Origin of the sequence: Geobacillus sp. FSL K6-3411, from assembly GCF_037965715.1 — a bacterium.
GTDB lineage: Bacteria > Bacillota > Bacilli > Bacillales > Anoxybacillaceae > Geobacillus > Geobacillus thermodenitrificans.
Window position 1 is genome coordinate 808,171 of sequence record NZ_CP150187.1, and the last position, 25,428, is coordinate 833,598.

Consider the following 25,428-nt stretch of genomic DNA (forward strand, 5'->3'; position numbering starts at 1 on the left):
TTCAAGGGAAAGAAAGGAGAGGTAAACCAAAATGAACGAAAAACCTGCCCCGCTTTTGCGCAAACTGAAATACTTCGGGCGGTCGGAAAAAATCGCTAGCCATGCCGAGTTGTCGCCATACGGACGGGACGCAGAGAAAACATACCGCCGCCGCTGGCAGCATGATAAAGTGGTTCGCACAACCCATGGGGTCAACTGCACAGGCTCATGCAGTTGGAAAGTGCATGTAAAAGACGGCATTATCGCATGGGAAACGCAGCAAACCGACTATCCGACAACAGGACCCGATATGCCGGAATATGAGCCGCGCGGCTGTCCGAGGGGAGCGAGTTTTTCCTGGTATATATACAGTCCGCTTCGCGTCCGCTATCCGTATGTGCGCGGGGCGCTGTTGAGGCTTTGGAAAGAAGCGCTGCAACAAGAAGGAGACCCTGTGGCTGCGTGGAAGTCGATTGTCGAGGACCCGGAAAAAGCGAAACGGTACAAACGCGCCCGTGGAAAAGGAGGATTCGTACGGGCGAAATGGGATGACGTTTATACGATGATCGCCGCATCGCTTATTTATACGATTCAAAAATACGGGCCGGATCGCATTTTCGGGTTTTCACCGATTCCGGCGATGTCGATGGTCAGCTACGCGGCCGGGGCGCGGTTTTTGAATTTGATCGGCGGAGCATTGCTCAGTTTTTATGACTGGTATGCCGATTTGCCGCCGGCTTCTCCGCAAATATGGGGGGAACAGACGGACGTCCCGGAAAGTTCGGACTGGTTTAACTCGAGCTACATGATTGTCTGGGGATCCAACTTGCCGCAAACACGCACCCCAGATGCCCATTTTTACGTTGAGGTGCGCTACCGGGGGACAAAAGTCGTCGCTATTAGCCCTGACTATGCCGAATTTGTGAAGTTCGCCGATAACTGGCTGCCGGTGCAGCCGGGGATGGACGGAGCGCTGGCGATGGCGATGACCCATGTGATTTTGAAAGAGTTTTATGTCAATCAATCGGCTGATTATTTTACTGACTATGTTAAAAAGTACACCGATTTGCCGTTTTTAGTCATGCTGAAAAAGCACGGGGATCGTTATGCGGCCGGTCGCTTTTTGCGGGCGAGCGATCTTGGCATGCCGCTTCAGTATGCAGAGTGGAAAACGATCGTTTGGGATGAGCAATCACAGACGTTTGCTGTTCCTAATGGGACGATTGGCCATCGTTGGGAGAACAACGGGAACTGGAATTTGCAACTAAACGATATAGACAATAAACGAATGGGAATTCAGCCGGCTTTGACGTTCCTTGGCCAGCAAGACGATACTGTCATCGTGCAGTTTCCACACTTTGAAGCAGGAAACAAAACAGTGCTCGAACGAGGGGTGCCGGTCAAAGCGATCGAGCAAAACGGAGAGACGGTGTACGTCACGACAGTATTTGACTTATTGCTTGCCAAAATGGGCGTCAACCGTGGGCTGCCTGGTGATTATCCGAATGACTACGATGACATGAAGCCATACACGCCGGCATGGCAGGAAGCGATTACTGGCATTGATCGAAAGACGGCGGCGCAAATCGCCCGCGAGTTTGCCCAAAACGCTCTCGATTCAAAAGGCCGTTCCATGATCGTCATGGGATCCGGCATTAATCATTGGTATCACTCCGATACCATCTACCGGGCGATTTTAAACCTTGTCTTGTTAACCGGATCACAAGGAGTCAACGGGGGCGGTTGGGCTCATTATGTCGGCCAAGAAAAAGTACGCCCGCTCGAGGGTTGGCAGACGATTGCCATGGCTCGCGACTGGGGAGGCCCGCCGCGACTGCAAAACGGGACGTCGTTTTTCTACTTTGTCACCGAACAGTGGAAGTATGAAGATCAAAGCATGGATGAACACGTCTCCCCGCTCGTCGACAAGCCGCGTTACGAACATGGTGGTGATTACAACTATTTGGCTGCCCGGCTAGGCTGGCTTCCATCTTATCCGCAGTTTAATGCCAATAGTATTGCGCTAGTGGAACAGGCAAATGCGAAGACGAATGAAGAAGCTGTTCAGTATGTTGTTGAGCAAATTAAAAAAGGGAACATCAAGTTTGCCATTGAAAATCCGTCCGATCCGGTCAATTTTCCACGCGTGATGTTTGTCTAGCGCGGAAACCTCATCGGCAGTTCAGCAAAAGGACACGAATACTTTTTGAAACATTTGCTCGGAACCCATCATGCCAATTTAAGCGAACAAAATGATGACCTGAAAACGAGCGAGATCGTTTGGGATGAGAACGCGCCGGAAGGCAAACTGGATTTAATGGTCAACATTGATTTCCGTATGGCCGGAACCGGGCTATATTCGGACATCGTTCTTCCAGCGGCGACGTGGTATGAGAAATATGATGTCAGCAGCACGGATATGCACCCGTTTGTCCATCCGTTCAATCCCGCCATTGCCCCACCGTGGGAAGCAAAATCGGATTGGGACTTTTTTAAAGGCTTGGCCAAAACATTTTCTGAGCTGGCAGCCCACTATTTTTCGAAGCCGGTGTCAGATGTCGTCGCTACCCCGCTGTTGCATGATACACGCGATGAGATCGCGCAGCCGTTTGGGGTGGTAAACGATTGGAAAGATGGAACGACAGAGCCGGTTCCGGGAGTGAATTTTCCGCGCCTGCATATTGTAGAGCGGGATTATAAGGAAATATACAACAAGTTTGTGGCGCTTGGCCCGATCGTCCGTGAACAAATCGGGGCGAAAGGGCTCAGTTGGGATGCCAAGGAAGAATACAAATGGCTGCTTGATACGCTCGGTTCTTCAGCGCTAGAAGGCCCGTATCAAGACTGTCCGAGTTTGTTGACAGACCGGGATGCCGCAGAAGCCATTTTGGCTCTTTCAAGCACAACGAACGGTTCCTTGGCCCTCAAAGCGTGGGGAGAAATGGAGAAAAAGACGATGCAGCCGTTAAAAGATTTAGTCGTTGAACGAGCCGAGGAACATATTACCTTTCAGGCTATCACTGCTCAACCGCGGCAAATGTTGACGACCCCTGTCTTTAGCGGAAGCGAAACCGGAAATCGTCGCTACTCTCCGTTTACGACGAACGTCGAACGATTGATTCCTTGGCGGACGTTGACAGGTAGGCAGCATTTCTACTTAGACCATGAAATTATGTTTGAGTTTGGGGAAGAATTGCCGACGTTTAAAGCGCCGCTTCGAAAGCTTGCTTTTTACGACCATGACCGGCGTCCGCGTGTCAGTGGCAAAGAAATCACACTTCGTTATTTGACGCCGCACTTTAAATGGTCGTACCACAGCACATATTGGGATACGCTGCCGATGTTGACGATGTTCCGCGGCGGGCCGACTGTCTGGATGAACAAAGAAGATGCCGCAGAAGCCGGCATTGCTGACAACGACTGGATTGAAATGTACAACCGCAATGGGGTGGTCATCGCCCGGGCAGTCGTCAGCCATCGCCTGCCGCGTGGAGTCGCGTTTATGTATCACGTGCAGGAACGCCATATTAACGTGCCCGGCTCGCCAATTAGCAAACTGCGCGGCGGCACATTTAACAGTCCGACCCGCATCCATGTTAAACCGACTCAAATGATTGGAGGCTATGCGCAATTAAGCTACGGCTTCAATTATTATGGGCCGACAGGAAACCAGCGGGACGAGCAAGTGATGATCCGCAAACTTGAAAAAAGGGAAGTGGATTGGCTTGAGAGTTAGAGCGCAGTTTGGGATGGTCATGAATTTGGACAAGTGCATCGGTTGCCACACGTGTAGCATTACATGCAACAATACATGGACGAATCGTCCCGGGGCGGAATATATGTGGTGGAACAACGTGGAAACGAAACCGGGCATCGGCTATCCGAAAGAATGGGAAAACCAAGATGCGCATAAAGGAGGCTGGGTGCTCAAAGACGGGAAGCTCGAGCTACGCGCTGGCGGCCGGGTGAATAAACTGTTAAACATTTTTTACAACCCCGATATGACGGTGATCGACGATTACTATGAGCCTTGGACATACGATTATGAACAGCTGATCAACCGCCCAGAAGGGGAGCACCAGCCTGTCGCCCGGCCTAAGTCGCAGCTGACTGGCGAATACATGGACATCACGTGGGGGCCGAACTGGGAAGACGATTTGGCCGGGGTATATGAAACAGGAAAACGCGACCCGAACGTAAGAGGCATCGAAGAGAAAGTGAAATTTGAGTTCGAACAAACATTTATGATGTATTTGCCGCGCATTTGCGAACATTGTTTAAACCCGCCTTGCGTCTCTTCTTGTCCATCAGGGGCGATTTATAAGCGAGATGAGGACGGCATTGTGCTCGTTGATCATGATGCGTGCCGGAGTTGGCGGTTTTGTGTGACCGGCTGTCCATATAAAAAAGTGTACTTTAATTGGAAAACGCATAAGGCAGAGAAATGTACATTTTGTTTTCCGCGTATTGAAGCAGGATTGCCGACGGTTTGTTCAGAAACGTGCGTCGGCCGTCTCCGTTACATCGGCATTGTGTTTTACGATTTGGATCAAGTTGAGGCGGCCGCTTCGGTCCAAGATGAAAAGGAGCTGTACCACGCCCATTTGCGCATCTTTTTAAATCCGTATGATCCGGACGTGATTGAAGCGGCACGTGAAGCGGGGTATACGGACGATTGGATTGAAGCAGCGCAACGCTCACCGGTTTATAAGCTTGCCGTCGAGCAAAAGATCGCGCTCCCGCTTCATCCGGAATACCGGACGTTGCCGATGGTTTGGTATATTCCACCGCTCAGCCCGATCATGGGGGCGTTTGACGGTGGACTGGACGACATTCATCCGCATGTGATTTTCCCGGCGATTGACCAAATGCGCATCCCGATTGAGTATTTGGCTAATTTGTTGGCTGCCGGCGACACTGAGGTCATCCGCACGGTGTTGAAAAAAATGGTGGCCATGCGCAGCTATATGCGGGCGGTGAACTTAGGAAAAGAACCGGACCGGAGTATTCTCGAGAAAGTCGGAATGGATGAACATACGGTCAAGGAAATGTATAAGCTTTCGGCTGTCGCGAAATATTCCGACCGCTATGTCATTCCATCTTCCCATCGGGAGAAAGCCGGCAATGCGTTTTACAGTCAAGGGACAGCGGGCTATGCGTTTATGGAGTCTTGTTCCGGCTGCTCTGGATATGATGCGGAAAGTTTTTACCAATTTTATTGGGGGGATGAGGATGGAAGAGCATCAGAAACTATTTAAGCTTGCTTCCATTTTGTTGCAATATCCGGAACGAGAATGGCTCGAAGACGACCGGCTGTTTTATGAAATTTCTCAGCTCGCCAACCATACCGCTCGCAAACGGTTTTTACAGTTTCTTGACTACGCGAAAACAAAAGAGATTGACGAGCTATGTGAGCTCTATGTGAGAACGTTTGATTTGAGCGATCGAACGACGATGTATATCACGTACTACTTGTTTGGCGATCAAAAAGAGCGCGGCCAAGCGCTGTTAAAACTAAAAGAAGCATTTCGGCGCGCTGGTTTGGAACTGACAGGGGATGAGCTGCCAGATTATTTGCCGCTCATGCTTGAGTTTGCCGCTGTCGCCCCAGTCAACGATGCGAAAAACGTCCTTCTCGCCCACCAGAAAGCCATCAAGGGGCTGGCGGACAGGTTGCAGGAGGTCGACCACCCGTATTTCTTTGTTTTGGACGGCTGCCTTGCCGGCATGGCTGCTTTCTTTGAGGAAACAAGAGGGGTGGATATTCCAATGAGAGCGGAGGAGGCCACATGACACTGCTTGATCAGTTTCTTTGGGTGATCTATCCGTATATCATGTTGACGTTATTTGTCGCTGGCCACATTTACCGTTACAATACTGATCAATTTGGCTGGTCGGCCAAGTCAAGTGAGTTTCTTGAGAAACGACGGTTGCGTTGGGGAAGCGTTCTTTTTCACTGGGGCATTCTCTTTGTGTTTTTCGGCCATGTCGCCGGCATTTTAGTGCCGAAGACGTTTTATGAATCAATCGGGATTACCGAGGAGATGTATCATTTTGGGGCGGTCTGGTTTGGCGGCGCTGCCGGGGTTGCGACTGTAATTGGGGTAGTATTGCTTTTATGGCGCCGGTTTAGCGTTCGCCGCCTTCTCCGCCATAGCAGCAAAAGCGATCTCGTTGTATTGCTGCTCCTAACGATTGTCATTTTGACAGGGTTTACAAATACGGTCGGATATACAGCGACCGGGGGAACGTTCGATTATCGAGATACGATTGGCCCTTGGTTTCGCGGTCTTTTAACGTTTCGGCCGCTGCCGCAGCTTGTCAGTGATGCGCCGATTGGATTTCAAATTCATATTCTCTCCGCCTTGCTGTTATTTGGCATTTGGCCGTTTACCCGTCTCGTGCATGTGTGGAGTATCCCGCTGACATATTTAAACCGGCATTACGTCGTCTATCGCCGGATGCGGGCGAAAAAAATTTAGGGAAAAAGCAGGGCTGTCCATAAAGGGGGGTAACTCTTTTAGGACAGCCCTCTAAGTTTTGTTCATTTTATTCAATGCAACAAATGTCTGGCGGGCAGTCTTCACATTGGATTTCCGTTTTTAAATAGTTCAAGTCGTGAACAGTAATTTTCCCTCGCTTCATCGAAATAATTCCGTCTTGCTTTAATGCATTGAGCATCCGATTGACGCTTTCACGCGTCGTGCCGCAAAAGTTGGCCAAGTCTTGGTTTTTTAACGTTAAATCAATGAAGATGCTTCCGTCTTCAAGCGGGACGCCATAACTGTTGCATAAGCGAATAAGTGTTGAATAGAGCGCCCCCTTTTTGCCGTTCATAATCAAGTCACGAAACTTTGTTTGCGTCCGTCGGGCATGCTTGCTGATCCAGCGCATATATTCAAGGGTAAGGGTGGGATTGATCAGCAACTGCTCTTCTAATTCATTTTTATTCATTACCGCTGCTTCACCCGGTTCAATCACTTTGGCGGTCAATAAATAACGTGGATCGTCCGTAAACAGCGTCAGTTCGCCGACAATTTCCCCGCTTCCACAAATGCGGAAACACATTTCTTTTCCGTCCGGACAAATTTTGCTTACTTGCACCTTGCCGGACAGAATCAAATACAGCTCATTGGCGGGCATCCCTTCTTGAAATAAAAACGAATGTTTGCGAAGCGGGATCACTTTTTTCGACGATTGCAGCCATGAGCGCAAGAGGGAAAAATCGCGGTTCGCCGCTGTGCGGCTTTGCCGTTCCATGATTGACACCTCCATTTGTTCGGCTAATTCTATTGTAAAAAAAATCACAGCAGAGACAGAGTGAAAAAAATCACCCTTTGCCACTTTTTTTGTGCAGGTTGTCACAAATTTTTCTAAACCGGATTTTCCCACTCCTATGATACAATCATTGTGAGTAGTGTCACAGCGTTTGTCTGCTTGTTTCCGTATAGTAGATGGGGATGTGGCAAAGAGAGGTTGATTCATGACAGCGTTTTGGTCACCAGTTTGGTTATCGATAAAAGTATCGCTTCTCGCCGGCTTGATTGTCGCGGTCTTAGGGACAGCGGCAGCGAGATGGATGGCGCGCCGTCGGTTTCGCGGCAAGACAGTGGTGGAGACGGTATTTATGCTGCCGTTGGTGCTGCCGCCGTCGGTCGTCGGTTTTTTGCTCGTCGTCTTGTTTGGCCGACATAGCCCCATTGGCCAATGGATAGAATCGTCGTTTCACACCACTATACTGTTTACGCCCGGCGCGGCGGTGATGGCCGCCGTGGTTGTGTCATTCCCGCTCATGTATCAGGCGGCCAAAACCGGGCTTGAAGCGGTCGATCCAACCATTGAAGGGGCGGCGCGCATCGATGGGGCGAATGAGCGCCAAGTCTTTTGGCATATTTCGCTGCCGCTTGCCAGACACGCGTTATTATCCGGGGCGGTGCTGTCGTTTGCACGCAGCCTTGGGGAGTTTGGCGCAACGCTCATGTTTGCTGGCAATATTCCGGGAAAAACGCAAACGATCCCGACTGCCGTCTACATGGCCATGGAATCGGGAAGGATGGAGTTAGCATGGGCATGGGTAGCGGTCACGATTGGATTGTCATTTAGTTTATTGGTCTTTGCGACGAAACTTGGTCGTTTACGGGAATAAAAAAAGCCGCCTGACAACATCGTGCGGCGAACGAAACAGAAAGGAGGGAGCGCGATGAGCGAGCGCAACCGGACGGACGTCATGGATCGCCTGTCTCGCCCGCTTCGCGATTTGCGGTTATCGGTGATCGACCAATGCAACTTTCGCTGCATCTATTGCATGCCGGCCGAAGTGTTCGGGCCGAATTTTCGCTTTTTGGCGGAAGGCGAGCTGTTGACGGTCGAGGAAATGGCGCTTCTATCGGAATGTTTTGTTGAGCTTGGCGTCGAAAAAATCCGCCTGACAGGGGGCGAACCGCTCTTAAGGCGTGATTTGGACGCGCTTGTTGCCCGGCTGTCTGCGATTCCCGGCCTGCGCGATATCGGCTTGACGACCAACGGTGTTCATTTAGTGAAATGGGCGCAGCGGTTGAAAGAAGCCGGGTTGAAGCGCGTCAACGTCAGCTTGGATGCGTTAGATGATGATATTTTCCGCAAAATGAACGGCATCGGCGTCGGCGTCGCTCCTGTGTTAAAAGGCATTGAAGCCGCCCGGGCGGCGGGACTCGGCGTCAAAGTGAACATGGTCGTCAAAAAAGGGTGGAACGACTCGCAAATCGTGCCGATGGCGTCGTATTTTAAAGACTTAGGCATTCCGCTCCGCTTGATTGAATTTATGGACGTCGGCACGACCAACGGCTGGGATTACTCCCATGTCGTGACGAAAAAAGAGATGTATGAGCAAATCAACGCCATGCATCCGCTCGAACCGATCGAAAAAGCGTATTTCGGCGAGGTGGCGAGCCGCTACCGCTACGTCGGCACGGAGGTGGAAGTCGGTTTCATCGCCTCAGTGACGGAAACGTTTTGTCGAAGCTGCACAAGAGCGCGCATTTCTGCAGACGGGAAGCTGTATACGTGTTTGTTTGCCTCGAAAGGCGTGTCGTTGAAAGACAAACTGCGCGCTGGGGCAACGAAAGAGGAACTGAAGTCGTTAATCACCGCGGTTTGGAACCAGCGGACAGACCGCTATTCAGAAGAACGGACGGAAGAAACGGCGAAACAACGGGTGAAAATTGAAATGTCGTATATTGGGGGGTAACAAAGAAGCGGGGCTGCTCTTTCCATCGAAGAAGCAGCCCTGCTTTTTATCGCTCGACGCGCCTGCCTTTACCTTAGAAATGGGGGAATGGTTTGGCTTGCTTACGCCTTCACCGCTGCCAACACGCGCGGGAAGAGGACGTTGTTTTCTAAATGGATGTGGGTAAACAAATCTTCTTCGAGTGCCGCGAGTCGGCTGTAAACGAGCCGATATGTGCCGCACGCGTCTTCCGGCGGGGTGAAGTCGTTTGTGATTTCGCGAATTTCTTTGATCAAATCGCCGGCCGCGTCATGTTCATTGACGAGTTCGCGAACGGCCCGCTCGACCGCCTCTCGGTTTTCCGGCGATGGGTTGTCGGCAAATTGTAAAATGAGCGGAAAAGCTCCTGTTTCTTCTTTAATCAAGTGTTGCTCAAGCTCCATTTTTAACTCATGGAACAGTTTATGCACGCGAGAAAGGTGCGGGTGGTGCATGCCGTGTACGCGCAATACTTTTGTGACATATGGGCTGAGCTGCGGCAGTTCTTCGTTCAAATAGCGGTGGTGTGTGCTGACGATATGATCGACCAAGTCGGTCAGCGGCGCTTCGCCCCAGTTTCCAGTCGGCTTGTTTTGTGCCTCTGCATAAAGGGCGTTCAGCTCGCGAAGGAGCGCTTCGCCATCAAGTCCGCGCTCTTCAATGGCTTCTTTTAACGGGCGCTGTCCGCCGCAGCAAAAATCAATGCGTCGTGCTTTAAATAAGTCGGCTGCTTTCGGAAATTGCGTAACAATATCACCAATCAACGATTGTTCGGTAAAACGCTGTTCCATTTCGGATCCCTCCATTGATCAAATCGTTACAGTTTCAGCATAACGTGTTTGCCGCTAAGGTGTTGTGATGGATCTCACATATACGAAAAAAAGTGGACAGTGATGCGTGTGATAAACATCACAACAGCCTTCTTCTTCTTTATCGTACAATAAAGAAAAGCGGACTTTTGCTGACTGCTTATGGAAGGAAGTGTCCGCTTCATAATCGAAAGAATACATGCTCAGTAGGTAACATACAACATTTTGACAAAAGAATGAGTTCCATAAACAGAAAAAGGGGAGACGGGTATGTGGCCGTTGGTGAAAGGACGGCAGTGGGAGGAGGAAAAAGCAAAACTAGAGCAGCAAATCGCCGAGATGAAAGACCAGCTCACTAGACAGAAGGAATCGATTCACGAGACGGTGGCCGGCTTGCTCGGGGAGTTGCAGGAAATCGTTCATCAACATGAGGTGGTCAACGGACAACATCATGAATTAGGCCGACTCGTTGACCGAACGAAAGAAAAAGTCGATAATGTCAGTATGCTCAGCAAGTCATCATACGCGATCTCCGACCGTCTGTGCGAACAAGGAAACTCATTGGCGGAGACAGCTGGCCAGATGGTCGCGGCAGCAAAAGAAGGCATCCGCATGTCAGGGGAAATGGAGAAGGCGATGGGGCAGCTCGGCAGCGAGATGGAGGCGACGTCGGCCGCAATGTATCGGTTGCGCGGCCGTTCGCAAGAGATTGAACAAATTGTGAAAGTGATTAAAGAAATCGCTGGACAGACAAATTTGATTGCATTAAATGCCTCGATCGAAGCCGCCCGTGCCGGGGAGCATGGAAAAGGGTTTTCCGTCGTCGCTGCTGAAGTGAGAAAGTTGGCTGAGCATACGGCGGACAGCACGGAAACGATTCATCAGTTAACCGATGCCGTGCAGCAGGAAATTGAGCGGTCGCTAGAGCAGACGGAAGCTATTTCGTCTCTGATCGAAACGGTTGTCCAAATGAGCATCCATACAGCTCGCAAATGGTCGGCGATGATGGAGCTGATCGATCAAGTCGAAAATCGGGCCAAGGACGTGCTAAACTATATTCAAGAACAATACCGCTATGCGGATGAAGTGATGCAAGAGCTCGAACAATCGGCCTCTTTGTTCAGCGAAACGCGGGAGATGATTTTGCGACATATTGCCGATGCGAGTGTCGTTGATGAAAAGTTGGCAGAAGGCATAAAACAGCTGCAACAATGGCAACAACGTTAAAAGAATGATATCGTTGCCGCCAGCCGTATGATCGAAAGGAGAGAGAGACATGGTCGAAAGACGAACCCCGATTCCCGTAGCGGAAGCGATCAATCGGGTGATGTGCTATGCCGGGGTGGGGGAAGAGGAAACGGTGCCGCTTCGGCAGTCGTATGGCCGCTATTTGGCGGAAGATTTGTGCGCCGACCATGACGTGCCACCGTTTGACCGCTCCCCGTATGACGGATTTGCCATTCGCGCCGCTGATTCGCAAGAGGCGGGGCTGAACCATCCAGTAGAGTTTGAGGTGATTGAGGCAATCGGCGCCGGACAAGTCGCCACCAAGACGGTCGGTCCGTTTCAAGCGGTGCGTCTAATGACTGGGGCACAAATTCCGAATGGATGCGATGCGGTCGTCATGTTGGAGCTGACCAAACAGTATGAACGGGATGGAAAAACGTATATGTCGATTAAGCGCCCGTTCCGCCCAGGAGACAACATCTCGTTTCAAGGGGAGGACGCAAAAAAAGGGACGCCGCTTGTCAAAAAAGGAACGCGCATCAATCCGGGAGTGGCGGCGCTGTTGGCGACGTTCGGCTATGCCGAAGTGAAGGTGGCGAAAAAACCGCGGATCGGATTGTTTGCGACCGGCAGCGAGCTGCTTGATGTCTCTGAACCGCTCGTTCCAGGGAAAATCCGTAACAGCAACGCCTACATGATTGAGGCACAGGCACTAAAAAGCGGCGCTGAGCTGATCTATTTTGGCCAGCTGGCCGATGACCTTGACGCATGCTTTCACGCCGTGCGCGAGGCGCTCGACCAAGTGGACATGCTCATTACGACCGGGGGCGTCTCGGTCGGCGATTACGACTATTTGCCCGCCATTTACGAGCGGCTTCAGGCGAACGTTTTGTTTAACAAAATCGCCATGCGCCCGGGAAGCGTGACGACCGTCGCCGAGTGGAATGGCAAGCTGCTGTTTGGGCTATCTGGCAACCCATCGGCATGCTATGTCGGCTATGAACTGTTTGTCCGCCCGGTCGTGCGGACGCGCTTGTTTTCTACCAAGCCGTATTTGAAGAAAGTGAAAGCGACGCTTGGCGCCGATTTTCCAAAGCCGAATCCGTTCACCCGCTTCGTGCGCAGCCGCGTCGAAGCGATCGATGGGCGACTCATCGTCAAACCGGTCGGCATGGATAAGTCGAACATCGTCACCTCGCTCGCGGCGGCCAACGCCTTGATGGTGCTGCCAGGCGGGACGAGAGGGTTCGCTAAGGATGACGAAGTGGACGTATGGCTGCTCGATGATGACGAGGGATCGAGCGAATGAATGTCTGGCAAGTTGTCGGCTATAAACATACGGGCAAGACAACGCTCGTCGAAAAATGGGTGGCGGCCGCTGTCCGGGAAGGATGGCGCGTCGGGACGGTGAAGCATCATGGCCATGGCGGCGAGCCTGCACGGCCGGAAGGCGTCGATTCCGTCCGTCATGAGCGGGCTGGGGCGGTGGCGACAGCGGTGGAAGGGGACGGGCTGTTGCAGCTGCACCTCCGCCGACCGTTGTGGCGGTTGGATGATGTTTTGGCGCTTTATGCTCCGCTTCGGCTGGACCTCGTGCTGGTCGAAGGATATAAGCAGGCGCCGCATCCGAAAGTGGTGCTTGTGCGCTCCGAGGAAGATTGGGCGTCGCTTCAGCACCTCGCCAACATCCGCGCCGTCATCGCTTGGGAACCGCTCTCTCGACCGTTGCCGCACCCGGTGTTTTCGATGGCTGATGATGCCCGATATATCCCATGGTTAATGAATGAGGTGAGAATGCGGACATGACCGAATCGTTATTTTCTATCACGTCCGAGCCGATTTCGGTCGAGGCTGTGATGAAAAAAGTGATGCGTCCGGAAGCGGGAGCTGTTGCTGTGTTTGCCGGCACGGTGCGCGAATGGACGAACGGCAAGCGGACGCTCTTTTTACAATATGAAGCGTACGTGTCGATGGCAGAGAAAATGCTGGCGCAAATCGGGGCGGAAATCGCGGAAAAATGGCCAGGAGCGAAAACAGCGATTACCCACCGGATCGGACGCCTCGAGATCGGCGATATCGCCGTCGTCATCGCGGTTTCCTCGCCGCATCGTGCGGAAGCGTATGAAGCGAACCGCTACGCCATCGAACGGATCAAACAAATTGTGCCGATTTGGAAAAAAGAACAATGGGAAGATGGCAGCGCATGGATTGGCGATCAACTGGAAACAAAAGCATATCCGTCCGGAAAACCGGAGGTGAATGAACCATGATCCGTCTCTTGTTTTTTGCTCATTTGGGTGAACAAGTGGGCGAGCGGCAAGTAACATGGCCGCACGTCCCAGAAACGGTAGGGAAGCTGAAAGAAGAAGTGGAAGCGCGTTACAGCTTATCGCTTGAGCGTGTCATGACAGCGGTCAATGAGGAGTATGCGCACGATGATGCACCGCTTCAAACGGGCGACACAGTTGCCTTTATTCCACCAGTGAGCGGGGGGTGAGAGCGATGGCGAACAAAAGCAAATGGGTGATGCCAAAGCAACATGGCGCTTGGGCGATGCTCATCATCCCGTTTTGGCTCGGCGCCTACGCCGGTGGGGTTTCGTGGATTCACGTGCCGTTGTTTATTGCTTGGCTTGCGCTCTATTTGGCGACATACCCGCTGTTGATGGCAGTCAAAACGAAACGAAAAGAGCCGTACGTACCCGCTGCCATCCGCTATGGCGCCATCGCGGCGCCGGCGCTTGCCGTTTCCCTTTGGCAACGGCCGTCCCTTGTTTTCTTCGGATTGGCGATGATCCCGTTTTTCCTAGTAAACACCTATTATAGCCGGAAAAAGAACGAACGCGCTTTCTGGAATGATGTCGCGGCCATCGGGGCGTTTTGTATCGGTGGCCTAGGTGCCTTTTATGTTGGGCGTGGGGAGTTGACGTTAGAAGCGTTCGAATTGGCTGTGTTTTCCTTCCTCTTTTTCATCGGCAGCACGTTCTATGTCAAAACGATGATTCGTGAAAAGAAAAACGAGCGGTACAAATGGCTGTCATGGGGCTATCACGCCTTGTTGGTTGCCGGTTTGATCGCCACCGGCGAGACGTTTGCCGTTTTGGCTTACGCGCCGAGCGTCGTCCGTGCTGTATACTTATACGGCAAAGCGCTGCCGATCATGAAACTAGGAATCTTGGAAATCGCCAACGCGGCATACTTTTTCATCGCGATGATCGTTCTCTATTCTTGAGTGAGCTCCCCAAATGAGAGACAGCAACGACCATTTGGAGGTTTTTCTTTTCGTTAAGAGACGCAACTCTCAGCACGCTTTGTCTTGTCTGGTCATTGATTGGGTGAGAACAATCATTTTTTCAGTAAAAGAACAGGTAAGAAGATACGAATGGATCAAAGAGGATGATAGAGTTGAGTTGGATATATATGAAAAAAGGGCATCGGGAAAAATCTTAGAAGTCATTCAAAACATGAGCAATTGAGGCGGTACGATGGGCGTTTGTTCAAAGGATTGTTCGATTAGGAAAAAATCAAACATCATGAAATAAATGCATGATAAAGAGGGTGTCTCAAAAGCGATGAGACACCCTTTCTCACTACGAACGACTTCGCGATTCTCTAGTCACGTTTTGTTAGGGGGGAGATGTTCTCTTGAGCCAGTCCTTGATTGTTAGCTGTCTCCTGCTCATCAGTCGATGCTGCACAGTTCGGGTGGACAGCCTTCGCAGGCAATTTCATCGCGCAAGTATTGCAAGTTGTGGACACGAATTTTTCCTTTTTGCACGGAGATGACGCCTTTTTTCCGCAAGTCACCGAGCATGCGGTTGACAACCTCGCGGGCGGTGCCGCAAAAGTTGGCGAGCTCTTGGTTGGTGAGCGGAATGTCGATCAAAATGCCATCTTCCTTCATGACGCCATAGCTGTTGCACAAACGGATGAGCGTCGAATAAAGCGCTCCTTTTTTGCCGTGCAAAATGAGATCGCGGAATTTCGTCTGTGTTTTGCGGAAGTGGAGGCTCATCCATTTCATAAACTCGATCGCCAACTTCGGATTGTCAGAGAGCTCTTTTTCAATCACCTCGCGCGGAATAGCGGAAACGACGCTGTCTTCGAGCGCTTTCGCCGTCAGCATATAGCGGGCGCCGGGACAAAAGAGCGTCAGTTCGCCGATCAAATCCCCTTGGCTGCAAATGCGCAACGTCAGCTCCTGTCCATCCATGTTCGTTTTGCTAATTTGAATTTTGCCTGATTGAATATAGTAAAGCTCATCTGCTTTTTCCCCTTCTTGGAACAAGTACATTCCTTTTTTGACCGGAATCGTGCGGTAAATCGCCGAAAGTAACTCCCGCAGTTCTACAGATACATGTTCCATCCCATCACAACCTTCTATATCATATACCGTTATAAAAAATTTTACAGTAAGAAAAAGGGAAGTCAATATAAGGACAGTGGAAAGATTGAAAAATTGTTGAACATTCTCGGAACCGTTTGTGACAAATTGGGCGTCTGAGCGGAGAAAGAGCATAGATGGAAAAGTGTGATTTCGCGATTGCTTCTGTTTTCATTGTTTCACCGTTTAGCGAACAAAGGAGAGAAAAAATCTTCAAAAATTATTAAATATACATTTGATTTTATTTTTATGCAGTATTATAATGAGAACTACATGAAGCATATAGGTAGGTGGACGGGATGAAGGTGGCGATTATTGGGGCGACAGGATACAGCGGTGCAGAGCTGTTCCGCCTGTTGCAAGCTCACCCGCACGTTGATCGCTGTGACGTCTACTCGTCGTCACAAGATGGGGTGCATTTATCGGAAAGCTTCCCGCACGTCGGGGCGGTTGACGGGGCGGTATTGCATAAACTTGATATCGAAGCGCTTGCCAAGTATGACGCGGTTTTTTTCGCTACGCCGCCCGGAGTATCGGGAGAGTGGGCGCCAGCGCTTGTTGACCGCGGAGTGAAAGTGATTGATTTGTCGGGAGATTTTCGCTTGAAGGATGGAGCGGTATACGAGCGATGGTACGGGCGTGAGGCGGCGCCGGCTGCGTATTTAAAGCGGGCGGTGTACGGATTGACAGAGTGGAACCGGGATGCGGTGCGCGAGGCCGAGCTTCTATCGAATCCAGGCTGTTATCCGACGGCGACGTTGCTTGGTTTAGCACCGCTTGTAAAAGAAAGACTCATTGAAGAGGACTCGATTATCGTTGACGCCAAGTCGGGTGTATCCGGTGCGGGGCGAAAAGCCGGGCTTGGGACGCATTTTTCGGAAGTAAACGAAAACGTGAAAATTTATAAAGTGAATGCCCACCAACATATTCCAGAAATTGAGCAAATGCTTGGAACGTGGAACGGAGCGATGAAGCCGATTACGTTCAGCACCCACTTGATTCCAATGACAAGGGGCATTATGTCGACGATATACGCGAAGGTGAAGCAGCCGTTTTCGCTGAACGACTTAATAGATTTATATAAAACAAGTTATGAAGATGCATCGTTTGTCCGCATTCGCCAGCCAGGACAGTTCCCGGCGACGAAAGAAGTGTACGGCTCCAACTATTGCGATATTGGCCTCGCTTATGATGAGCGGACAGGACGGGTGACGGTCGTGTCAGTGATCGATAACTTAATGAAAGGCGCTGCTGGGCAGGCAGTGCAAAATTTCAATCTGATGATGGGATGGGATGAGGTCGAGGGCCTTCGCTTCTTGCCGACTTATCCGTGAGCGTGAGGGAAGGGGGAACGAAACGATGACGGTAACGAAACAAACGGCGCAAGTGACGGTGCTTGCTGGTGGAACGGTCGTCACGCCGAAAGGGTTTCAGGCGGCTGGGGTGCATGCCGGGTTGCATCATTCCAAAAAAGATATAGGGGTGATCGTTTGCGACGTGCCAGCTTCGGCTGCCGCTGTGTATACACAAAGCCATTTTCAAGCTGCACCGCTGAAAGTGACGCAAGCAAGCCTTGCGGTTGAGCAAAAATTGCGGGCGGTTATCGTCAACAGCTCGTGCGCGAACGCCTGCACCGGTGAACAGGGGCTTCGCGATGCGTATGAGATGCGCGACTTATGTGCGAAACAGTTTGGCTTCGCTCCGCACTATGTGGCGGTAGCATCGACCGGTGTGATCGGTGAACACTTGCCGATGGAAAAAATCCGTGCTGGCATCGAAAAGCTCGCTCCCGGAGCGACGATAGCGGACGCTGAAGCATTTCAAACAGCGATTTTAACGACCGATACGGTGATGAAACACGCGTGCTATGAAACGAAGGTCGATGGCAAAACGGTTATCGTTGGTGGGGCAGCGAAAGGATCGGGGATGATTCACCCGAACATGGCGACGATGCTCGCGTTCATTACGACCGACGCCAACATTTCGTCGCCAGTGCTGCAGGCGGCGCTGCGTTCGATTACCGATGTCTCGTTTAACCAAATTACAGTCGACGGTGATACGTCGACGAACGATATGGTTGTTGTCATGGCGAGCGGTTTGGCCGGAAATGATGAGCTGACGCCGGACCACCCGGACTGGGAAAACTTTTACGAAGCGCTGCGGGAAACGTGCGAAGATTTGGCGAAACAAATTGCCAAAGACGGCGAAGGGGCAACGAAGCTCATTGAAGTGCGCGTTCACGGAGCGAAAACGGATGATGAGGCGAAAAAAATCGCCAAGCAAATCGTCGGCTCCAATTTGGTAAAAACAGCTGTCTACGGTGCGGATGCCAATTGGGGGCGGATCATCGGCGCGATCGGTTATGCTGATGCTGATGTTGATCCCGCAAATGTCGATGTTGCCATCGGGCCGATCGTGATGTTAAAAGGGAGCGAGCCGCAGCCTTTTTTGGAAGAGGAAGCGGTCGCCTACTTGCAAAACGACATGATCGTCATTGATGTCGACCTTCATTTAGGTGAGGGCTTTGGCATTGCATGGGGCTGCGACTTAACATATGATTACGTGAAAATTAACGCCAGTTACCGGACATAAGGGGAGAGGAAAATGGAGAACACGGTCGTGATCAAATGCGGCGGCAGCGTGCTTGATGAGCTATCTCCCGCTTTTTTTGCCAGCGTGAAAACGATGCGCGAACAAGGGATGAATGTCGTCATCGTCCACGGTGGCGGGCCGGAGATCGGAAAGATGCTGAAACAGTTGAACGTGCGAAGCGAATTTGTCAATGGTTTGCGCAAAACGACGAAAGAGGTGCTTGCCGTTGTGGAAATGGTGCTGTCCGGTAAAGTGAACAAGCAGCTCGTCACGATGTTCAAACAGCACGGTTTACCGGCAGTGGGCATTTCAGGGGTAGACGGAGGGCTGCTTGAAGCGGAACCGATTGACGGGATTAAGCTTGGCTACGTCGGCCGCGTCACAGCTGTTCGCGTCGATTTGCTGCAAACGCTACTTGCCGCAAACTACATACCGGTCATTTCACCGCTTGGCGTTGGTCGGAGCGGACAAACGTACAACATTAATGCGGACACGGCAGCAGGGGCGATCGCGGCAGCCATCGGCGCTAATCAGCTCGCGTTTGTGACGAACGTGCCCGGCCTTTTGCAAGACGGGACGCTCATCGGGGAAGCAACAGCGGAAACGGTCGAGCAGCTGCTCAAAGACGGCGTCATCACCGGCGGGATGATCCCGAAAGTGAAAGCGGCGCTCTCCGCCTTATCCGATGCGTTGCCGAAAGTGATGATTGTCAGCGGCAAAACGCCGTTTTATGAGCAAGGAACATGGCACGGGACAACAATCCGTAAAGAAGTGGGGGCATATTTATGAGCGCACTGTTTCCAACCTACAACCGTTGGAAAATTTCTGTTCAATCGGCAGAAGGGACGGTTGTGACTGATGTCAATGGAAAACAATATCTCGATTTCGTGTCTGGCATTGCTGTTTGTAACCTCGGCCATCGTCATCCGCACGTCAAGAAAGCAATTGAAGAGCAGCTGAACCAATATTGGCACGTATCAAACTTGTTTACGATTCCGATTCAAGAAGAAGTCGCCTCCCAGCTTGTTGCCCACAGCGCCGGCAATTACGTCTTTTTCTGCAACAGCGGAGCCGAGGCGAACGAAGCGGCGTTGAAGCTGGCACGCAAACATACGGGAAGGCATAAAGTCATCACATTTCATCAGTCGTTTCACGGCCGAACGTTTGCGACGATGGCCGCGACCGGGCAAGAGAAAGTGCATAGCGGATTTGGTCCATTATTGCCGGAATTTATACACTTGCCGTTTAACGATGCGAGCGCGCTCGAGAAAGCGATGAACGATGAGATCGCGGCAGTGATGCTCGAGATCGTTCAAGGAGAAGGTGGTGTCCGCCCGATTGATCCAGTGTTTTTGCAAACAGCTGCCGAGCTATGTCAAAAATACGGTGCGCTCTTGATCATTGACGAAGTACAAACCGGCATCGGTCGGACCGGGAAGCCGTTTGCGTATCAACATTTTGGCATTGAGCCGGATATTATGACGGTCGCCAAAGGACTGGGCAGCGGCATTCCGGTCGGTGCAATGATCGGCAAGGCGTTTTTAAAAGATTCATTCGGCCCTGGAGTGCACGGGTCGACGTTTGGCGGCAACCCGATCGCGATGGCCGCCGCCAAGGCGACACTTGAAGTCGTGTTCGATTCGGCATTTTTACAAGAGGTTCAAGAAAAAGGGAGCTACTTGCTTGGGCGGTTAAACGAGGCGCTCTCCCCGCTTGAAATTGTCAAGGACGTGCGCGGACTCGGACTGCTTGTTGGGGTGGAATGTCAAACGGAAATCGCTCCACTGTTGCCTTTGATTCATGAAAGCCGCTTGCTCGTTTTGCCGGCCGGACCGAAGGTGATCCGACTGTTGCCACCGCTTGTCGTGACGAAAGACGAAATCGATCAAGCAGTGGATATTTTAACGGCAACATTGAAGAATGCCAACGCCTCGGCTGTCTTGTAATCAAATTAGGCAGTTGACGGCTTCATTTTTATTCTTGTTTTTGCATAAAAATTCTCTAACGGTTATAAAAATTAAACGATGAGGTGGCGCTAATGAAAGCGTATTTGCATCTGGCCAGTGGAAAAACGTTCAGCGGTAAGCTTGCCACCCCGCTTGAAAAAAAGGTGAGCGGGGAGATCGTTTTTTTTACCGGTATGACTGGGTATCAGGAAGTGCTGACCGACCCGTCGTATAAAAATCAAATCATCGTCTTTACGTACCCACTGATCGGCAATTACGGCATCAATGATGAAGATTTTGAAAGCAAACGCCCGCATGTGGCAGCGGCCGTCGTCTATGAGGCGAGCAACGAAGGGTTTCATTATGGAGTGAAATACAGCTTGGCTGAATATTTGCGGCACTGGAACATTCCGCTGCTCACTCACGTTGATACGCGCGCCCTTGTCAAAGAAATTCGCATGGAAGGAACGATGATGGCAGAACTAAGCTCGTCGCCCATCCCAGCGGTGATGGATGAAGAGACAACATTTCCTGTGTGCGCCGTGTCGACGAAAAAGATGGAGACGTACGGCCAAGGCGGACCGCATATCGTGCTAATCGATTTCGGTTATAAAAAATCGATTTTACAGTCGCTCGTATCACGCGGCTGCCAAGTAACCGTCGTGCCGCACGATACGGCGCCGGAAGCGATCGATGCGCTTAAACCGGATGGCCTTGTCCTCTCAAACGGCCCCGGAGATCCGAAACAGCTAAGCGTTCGGCTTCCAGCCATTCGCCAGCTTATCGACCGGTATCCAACTTTAGCCATTTGCCTCGGCCATCAGCTTGTTGCCTTGGCGTACGGGGCGGATACGGAAAAGCTTCGCTTCGGGCACCGCGGCGCCAACCAGCCAGTGTGGGATGCTGTAAAACAAAAAGTGATGATCACGTCGCAAAACCATAGTTATGTCGTCAAAGAGAAAAGCCTTGAGGGCAAGCCGTTTGCCATTCGTTTCATCAACATCAACGATGGCTCAGTGGAAGGCATGATCCATCGCGATAAACCAATTTTGTCGGTGCAGTATCATCCGGAAGCTCATCCGGGGCCGCAAGATACCGGCTATATTTTCGATGAATTTTTGCAAACCGTCGCAAAGGGAGAGAAAGTATATGCCTAAAGATTCCTCGCTTCAGTCGATTCTCCTGATTGGGTCGGGGCCGATCGTCATCGGCCAGGCCGCTGAGTTTGACTATTCTGGGACGCAGGCATGCATCGCCTTAAAGGAAGAAGGATACCGTGTCATTTTAGTGAACAACAATCCGGCGACGATCATGACCGATGACGTCCATGCTGATGCTGTGTATTTTGAGCCGCTCACCGTCGACGCGATCGAAGCGATCATCGCCAAAGAGCGTCCGGACGGGCTGCTGGCGACGTTTGGAGGCCAGACCGGGCTCAACTTGGCGTTTCAACTGTATGAAGCCGGGGTGCTCGAAAAATACGGGGTGAGACTGCTCGGAACACCGATTGAAGCGATCAAGCGCGGAGAAGACCGCGAAGCGTTCCGCGCGTTGATGCATGAGCTTGGCGAACCAGTGCCGGAAAGCGAAATTGTGACAAACGTCAAAGAAGCGGTCGCGTTTGCTGAACAAATCGGTTTTCCGATCATTATTCGTCCCGCGTATACGCTCGGCGGGACGGGCGGCGGCATCGCAGAGAATATGAAGCAGTTTATTGCATTGGTAGAAAAAGGGCTAGCGGAAAGCCCGATCCGGCAATGTTTAATTGAGCGGAGCGTCGCTGGATTTAAAGAAATTGAATATGAAGTGATGCGAGATCAGTCAAATACGTGCATTACGGTTTGCAATATGGAAAACGTCGATCCGGTCGGTGTCCATACGGGCGACTCGATCGTCGTCGCGCCGTCGCAGACGCTGACGGATGAAGAGTACCAAATGCTCCGCTCGTCAGCAGTGAAAATCATTTCAGCGTTAGGTATCATCGGCGGCTGCAACATTCAGTTCGCCCTTGATCCAAATAGCAAACAATATTACTTAATCGAGGTGAATCCGCGCGTCAGCCGTTCGTCGGCGCTTGCGTCAAAAGCGACCGGCTACCCAATTGCTCGCATCGCAGCCAAGCTGGCTGTTGGCTATACGCTCGCCGAGCTCATCAACCCGGTGACGAAAACAACGTACGCCAGTTTTGAGCCCGCATTGGATTATGTCGTTGTCAAGTTTCCGCGCCTGCCGTTTGACAAGTTTCCGCATGCCGACCGGAAGCTCGGCACGCAGATGAAAGCCACCGGAGAAGTAATGGCGATCGATCGCAATATGGAACGGGCGTTCCAAAAAGCGGTTCAGTCGCTTGAGGGCAAAAATAATGGATTGTTTTTGTCGGAACTTTCGGCAAAAACGAATGACGAACTAAAACAGCTGCTCGTCAATAAAGACGACCGCCGCTTTTTCGCCATTTTGGAACTGCTTCGTCGCGGTGTGACGGTCGAAACCATTCATGAGTGGACGAAAATTGACCGTTTCTTCCTTTGTACATTTGAACGGCTCGTTGCGCTCGAAAAGCAGGCGGCAGCCGTTACGCTCGATACGATCGATGAAACGATGTTCCGTTTCTTAAAAGAAAAAGGGGCAAGCGATGCTTTTTTGGCCGAAACGTGGAGCGTAACCGAGCTTGAGGTGCGCAACAAGCGGAAAGAACTTGGCATCGTGCCGTCATACAAAATGGTCGATACGTGCGCAGCCGAGTTCCATTCGGAAACGGATTATTATTATTCCGCGTATTTCGGCGAAGATGAGCGAAAACAAGCAAGTGGCAAAGAAAAAGTGCTGATCATCGGCGCGGGGCCGATTCGTATTGGCCAAGGGATTGAGTTCGATTACAGCTCCGTCCATAGCGTGTTCGCTTTGCAAAAGGAAGGCTATGAGACGATCATGATCAACAACAACCCGGAAACGGTGTCGACCGACTTTGCCATTGCTGACCGCTTGTATTTTGAGCCGTTGACATTAGAGAGTGTCCTCGATGTCATTGAAGCGGAACAAATCCAACATGTGATCGTTCAATTCGGCGGTCAGACGGCGATCAATTTAGTGAAAGGACTCGAAGAAGCAGGGGTACGGCTGCTTGGTGTCACCTACGATATCATCGATCAGCTTGAAGATCGCGACCGCTTTTACCAGCTGCTTGAAGAGCTCGACATTCCGCATGTGCCCGGTCTGATGGCGAACGATGCTGAAGAGCTCGTAGCCAAGGCGGCGGAGATCGGTTACCCGGTGCTGCTTCGTCCATCTTATGTGATCGGCGGCCGCGGCATGTTTATCATCCGGAGCGAGGCGCAGCTCGCTGCATTGATCGAACAAGGTGAGTTGACATACCCGATTTTGATCGATGCGTATTTGGACGGAAAAGAGGCGGAAGCGGATATCGTGACAGACGGGACGGACATTTTGCTTCCGACGATTATCGAACATGTCGAAAAAGCCGGCGTTCATTCCGGTGACAGCTACGCTTGGCTGCCGGCGCAGACGCTCACCGAGGAAGAAAGAGCCAACATCGTCGACTATGCGAGGCGGATCGCCAAAAAGCTTGGTTTTAAAGGAATCATGAATATTCAATACGTTATTGCTGACGGAAACGTATATGTGCTTGAAGTGAATCCACGCGCCAGCCGGACAGTGCCGATCGTCAGTAAAACGACTGGCGTGCCGCTTGCGCAAATTGCGACAAAGTTATTGCTTGGGAAATCACTTGTCGACATTCCAGGCGGAAAAATGAGCGGATTGACGGTTATGCCATACGTCGTCTTGAAATATCCGGTCTTTTCAACTTACAAGCTGCCAGGAGTTGACCCAACGGTTGGGCCGGAGATGAAGTCAACCGGAGAAGGCATCAGCATTGCCATGACGAAAGAAGAAGCAGCGTACAAGGCGTTTTATGCCTATTTGCAAAAGAAAGCGAATGCGAATGAGCTATATGTTATCGGCGACATCGACGCGGAGCTGGCGGCGGAGATTGAAACGAAACAGCTGAATATCGTTACGGATGTTTCATTTGCCGACTGGGTGAAACGCGACGGAGCGCTGGCAGTGATCGACTTGCGCAAGGAGGAAGGCGAGGCGCCGAAACGGATGGCTGCGTTGTCCCAACAATTACTCGTCTTCACGGAGCGTGAAACGCTCGATCTCTTTTTACAGGCGCTCACTGTAGGTCAGCTCGATGTACAGCCGATCAGCGGTTGGATTAAAAAGAAAAAACAGGCAGAACAGGCGGTGATCGCATGAATACAGTGATGTCATTAAAAGGGAGAGACTTTTTAACGCTTCTTGATTTTTCTACAGAAGAGATTTTTGACTTGCTGGCGTTAGCAGGCGACCTAAAAGCAAAGCAAAAAGCCGGCATGCCGTATACGCCGCTTGCCGGCAAAACGATGGCGATGATTTTTGAAAAACCATCGACGCGCACGCGCGTATCGTTTGAAGTCGGCATGATTCAACTTGGCGGCAGTGCGCTTTATTTAAACAGCAACGACTTGCAGCTCGGTCGCGGTGAAACGATCGCCGATACGGCTCGCGTCCTGTCGCAATACGTCGATGTCATTATGATCCGGACATTTGCCCACCAAAAAGTCGAAGAGTTGGCCGAATACGCATCGATTCCGGTCATCAATGGCTTGACGGACGACGATCATCCGTGCCAGGCACTGGCGGATTTGCTGACGATTTATGAAGTGAAGAAAACGTTCCAAGGTATCAAGCTCGCTTATGTCGGGGATGGCAACAATGTTGCCAACGCACTCTTGGCGGCTGCGGCGAAAGTCGGCATGGATGTGGCCATCGCTTGTCCACCGGGTTATGAGCCGAAGGCAGCTTATGTAGAAGCGGCGCGCCAAATCGGGGAAAAAACAGGCGCGGCGGTCACAGTGACGCACGACCCGCTCGAGGCGGTGGCGGGAGCGGATGCGATTTATACGGACGTCTGGACGAGCATGGGACAGGAGAGTGAGAGTGATGAGCGGCTGCAAGTATTTCAGCCATATCAAGTAAATGAAGCGCTCGTTAAAGCAGCGAAACCGGACTATATATTTTTGCATTGCTTACCAGCCCATCGCGGCGAGGAAGTGACGGCCGGTGTCATGGATGGTCCGAATTCGATGGTCTTTGAGCAGGCCGGCAATCGTCTTCATGCACAAAAAGCGATTTTAGTGTCGGTTTTATAATGGAAAGAACGGTGTCCTGCCAAGTGTGGTGGGAC

General features: G+C 51.4%; 21 protein-coding genes and 1 pseudogene. 19 read left to right on the top strand and 3 right to left on the bottom strand.

Annotated elements, in window-relative coordinates; genetic code table 11:
- Nucleotides 1–31: 31 nt before the first annotated feature.
- From NSQ22_RS04105 to narI, 4 genes and pseudogenes are all read left to right on the top strand, one after another.
- Nucleotides 32–3,715 (top strand): annotated as a pseudogene (locus NSQ22_RS04105) (nitrate reductase subunit alpha).
- Nucleotides 3,705–5,237, top strand: a complete 1,533-nt coding sequence (narH, locus tag NSQ22_RS04110) for a nitrate reductase subunit beta (RefSeq protein WP_011886919.1) — start codon at nt 3,705–3,707, stop codon at nt 5,235–5,237. The pseudogene NSQ22_RS04105 and the gene narH overlap by 11 nt, the downstream one beginning before the upstream one ends.
- Nucleotides 5,212–5,772: a nitrate reductase molybdenum cofactor assembly chaperone gene (gene narJ, locus NSQ22_RS04115; protein WP_011886920.1), complete on the top strand. Its 561-nt coding sequence runs from the start codon at nt 5,212–5,214 to the stop codon at nt 5,770–5,772. Before narH ends, narJ begins: the two co-directional genes overlap by 26 nt.
- Entirely contained in the window at nt 5,769–6,461 is a 693-nt protein-coding gene (gene narI, locus NSQ22_RS04120) for a respiratory nitrate reductase subunit gamma (protein WP_011886921.1), read from the top strand. Before narJ ends, narI begins: the two co-directional genes overlap by 4 nt.
- A gap of 67 nt (nt 6,462–6,528) precedes the next feature.
- Here the strand turns inward: narI and NSQ22_RS04125 are convergent, their stop codons facing one another.
- Entirely contained in the window at nt 6,529–7,239 is a 711-nt protein-coding gene (locus NSQ22_RS04125) for a Crp/Fnr family transcriptional regulator (RefSeq protein ID WP_008879012.1), read from the bottom strand.
- Between the two features lie 223 nt (nt 7,240–7,462).
- On the opposite strand from NSQ22_RS04125, the gene modB reads away from it, so the two are divergent.
- Both modB and moaA read left to right on the top strand, forming a co-directional pair.
- The gene (gene modB / locus NSQ22_RS04130) at nt 7,463–8,125 is read left to right on the top strand and encodes a molybdate ABC transporter permease subunit (protein ID WP_011886923.1); all 663 of its coding nucleotides are present in this window, start codon (nt 7,463–7,465) and stop codon (nt 8,123–8,125) included.
- Between the two features lie 54 nt (nt 8,126–8,179).
- Nucleotides 8,180–9,205 carry a GTP 3',8-cyclase MoaA gene (gene moaA / locus NSQ22_RS04135; RefSeq protein WP_008879010.1) on the top strand — a complete coding sequence of 342 codons (1,026 nt, stop codon included), beginning with the start codon at nt 8,180–8,182 and terminating at the stop codon, nt 9,203–9,205.
- A 101-nt stretch (nt 9,206–9,306) separates the two neighbouring features.
- Here moaA and ric read toward each other — a convergent pair whose 3' ends face one another.
- Nucleotides 9,307–10,014, bottom strand: coding sequence for an iron-sulfur cluster repair di-iron protein (ric, locus tag NSQ22_RS04140; RefSeq protein ID WP_087959882.1), 708 nt, complete (start codon nt 10,012–10,014; stop codon nt 9,307–9,309).
- 288 nt (nt 10,015–10,302) lie between these two features.
- Between ric and NSQ22_RS04145 the strand changes: the two genes are divergently transcribed.
- The 6 genes from NSQ22_RS04145 to NSQ22_RS04170 are packed head-to-tail and all read left to right on the top strand — an operon-like array spanning nt 10,303 to nt 14,490.
- The gene (locus NSQ22_RS04145) at nt 10,303–11,259 is read left to right on the top strand and encodes a methyl-accepting chemotaxis protein (protein WP_087959883.1); all 957 of its coding nucleotides are present in this window, start codon (nt 10,303–10,305) and stop codon (nt 11,257–11,259) included.
- Between the two features lie 49 nt (nt 11,260–11,308).
- Nucleotides 11,309–12,568, top strand: a complete 1,260-nt coding sequence (glp, locus tag NSQ22_RS04150; RefSeq protein ID WP_008879007.1) for a gephyrin-like molybdotransferase Glp — start codon at nt 11,309–11,311, stop codon at nt 12,566–12,568.
- Nucleotides 12,565–13,065 (top strand): molybdopterin-guanine dinucleotide biosynthesis protein B, encoded by a 501-nt coding sequence (gene mobB, locus NSQ22_RS04155; protein WP_081157031.1) that lies wholly within the window; start codon nt 12,565–12,567, stop codon nt 13,063–13,065. Before glp ends, mobB begins: the two co-directional genes overlap by 4 nt.
- A complete protein-coding gene (locus NSQ22_RS04160) occupies nt 13,062–13,529 on the top strand; it encodes a molybdenum cofactor biosynthesis protein MoaE (protein ID WP_081157044.1) in 468 nt (155 codons plus the stop codon). Before mobB ends, NSQ22_RS04160 begins: the two co-directional genes overlap by 4 nt.
- Nucleotides 13,526–13,756, top strand: coding sequence for a molybdopterin converting factor subunit 1 (moaD, locus tag NSQ22_RS04165; RefSeq protein ID WP_008879004.1), 231 nt, complete (start codon nt 13,526–13,528; stop codon nt 13,754–13,756). The genes NSQ22_RS04160 and moaD overlap by 4 nt, the downstream gene beginning before the upstream one ends.
- A 5-nt stretch (nt 13,757–13,761) precedes the next feature.
- Nucleotides 13,762–14,490 (top strand): YwiC-like family protein, encoded by a 729-nt coding sequence (locus NSQ22_RS04170; RefSeq protein WP_008879003.1) that lies wholly within the window; start codon nt 13,762–13,764, stop codon nt 14,488–14,490.
- A gap of 450 nt (nt 14,491–14,940) precedes the next feature.
- Here the strand turns inward: NSQ22_RS04170 and NSQ22_RS04175 are convergent, their stop codons facing one another.
- On the bottom strand, nt 14,941–15,624 hold the full coding sequence (locus NSQ22_RS04175; protein ID WP_008879001.1) for a Crp/Fnr family transcriptional regulator: 684 nt from the start codon (nt 15,622–15,624) through the stop codon (nt 14,941–14,943).
- A gap of 317 nt (nt 15,625–15,941) precedes the next feature.
- On the opposite strand from NSQ22_RS04175, the gene argC reads away from it, so the two are divergent.
- From argC to argF, 7 genes are all read left to right on the top strand, one after another.
- Nucleotides 15,942–16,976, top strand: a complete 1,035-nt coding sequence (gene argC / locus NSQ22_RS04180) for an N-acetyl-gamma-glutamyl-phosphate reductase (protein WP_087959884.1) — start codon at nt 15,942–15,944, stop codon at nt 16,974–16,976.
- Between the two features lie 25 nt (nt 16,977–17,001).
- Complete coding sequence (argJ, locus tag NSQ22_RS04185) at nt 17,002–18,234, top strand: bifunctional ornithine acetyltransferase/N-acetylglutamate synthase (RefSeq protein ID WP_087959885.1); 1,233 nt, start codon at nt 17,002–17,004, stop codon at nt 18,232–18,234.
- Between the two features lie 12 nt (nt 18,235–18,246).
- A complete protein-coding gene (gene argB, locus NSQ22_RS04190; RefSeq protein WP_008878997.1) occupies nt 18,247–19,023 on the top strand; it encodes an acetylglutamate kinase in 777 nt (258 codons plus the stop codon).
- Complete coding sequence (locus NSQ22_RS04195; RefSeq protein WP_008878996.1) at nt 19,020–20,180, top strand: acetylornithine transaminase; 1,161 nt, start codon at nt 19,020–19,022, stop codon at nt 20,178–20,180. The genes argB and NSQ22_RS04195 overlap by 4 nt, the downstream gene beginning before the upstream one ends.
- Nucleotides 20,181–20,272: 92 nt before the next feature.
- Nucleotides 20,273–21,337, top strand: coding sequence for a carbamoyl phosphate synthase small subunit (locus NSQ22_RS04200; RefSeq protein WP_008878995.1), 1,065 nt, complete (start codon nt 20,273–20,275; stop codon nt 21,335–21,337).
- Nucleotides 21,330–24,458 (top strand): carbamoyl phosphate synthase large subunit, encoded by a 3,129-nt coding sequence (locus NSQ22_RS04205; protein ID WP_011886931.1) that lies wholly within the window; start codon nt 21,330–21,332, stop codon nt 24,456–24,458. The genes NSQ22_RS04200 and NSQ22_RS04205 overlap by 8 nt, the downstream gene beginning before the upstream one ends.
- Nucleotides 24,455–25,393 (top strand): ornithine carbamoyltransferase, encoded by a 939-nt coding sequence (gene argF, locus NSQ22_RS04210; RefSeq protein ID WP_008878993.1) that lies wholly within the window; start codon nt 24,455–24,457, stop codon nt 25,391–25,393. The genes NSQ22_RS04205 and argF overlap by 4 nt, the downstream gene beginning before the upstream one ends.
- Nucleotides 25,394–25,428: the final 35 nt, after the last annotated feature.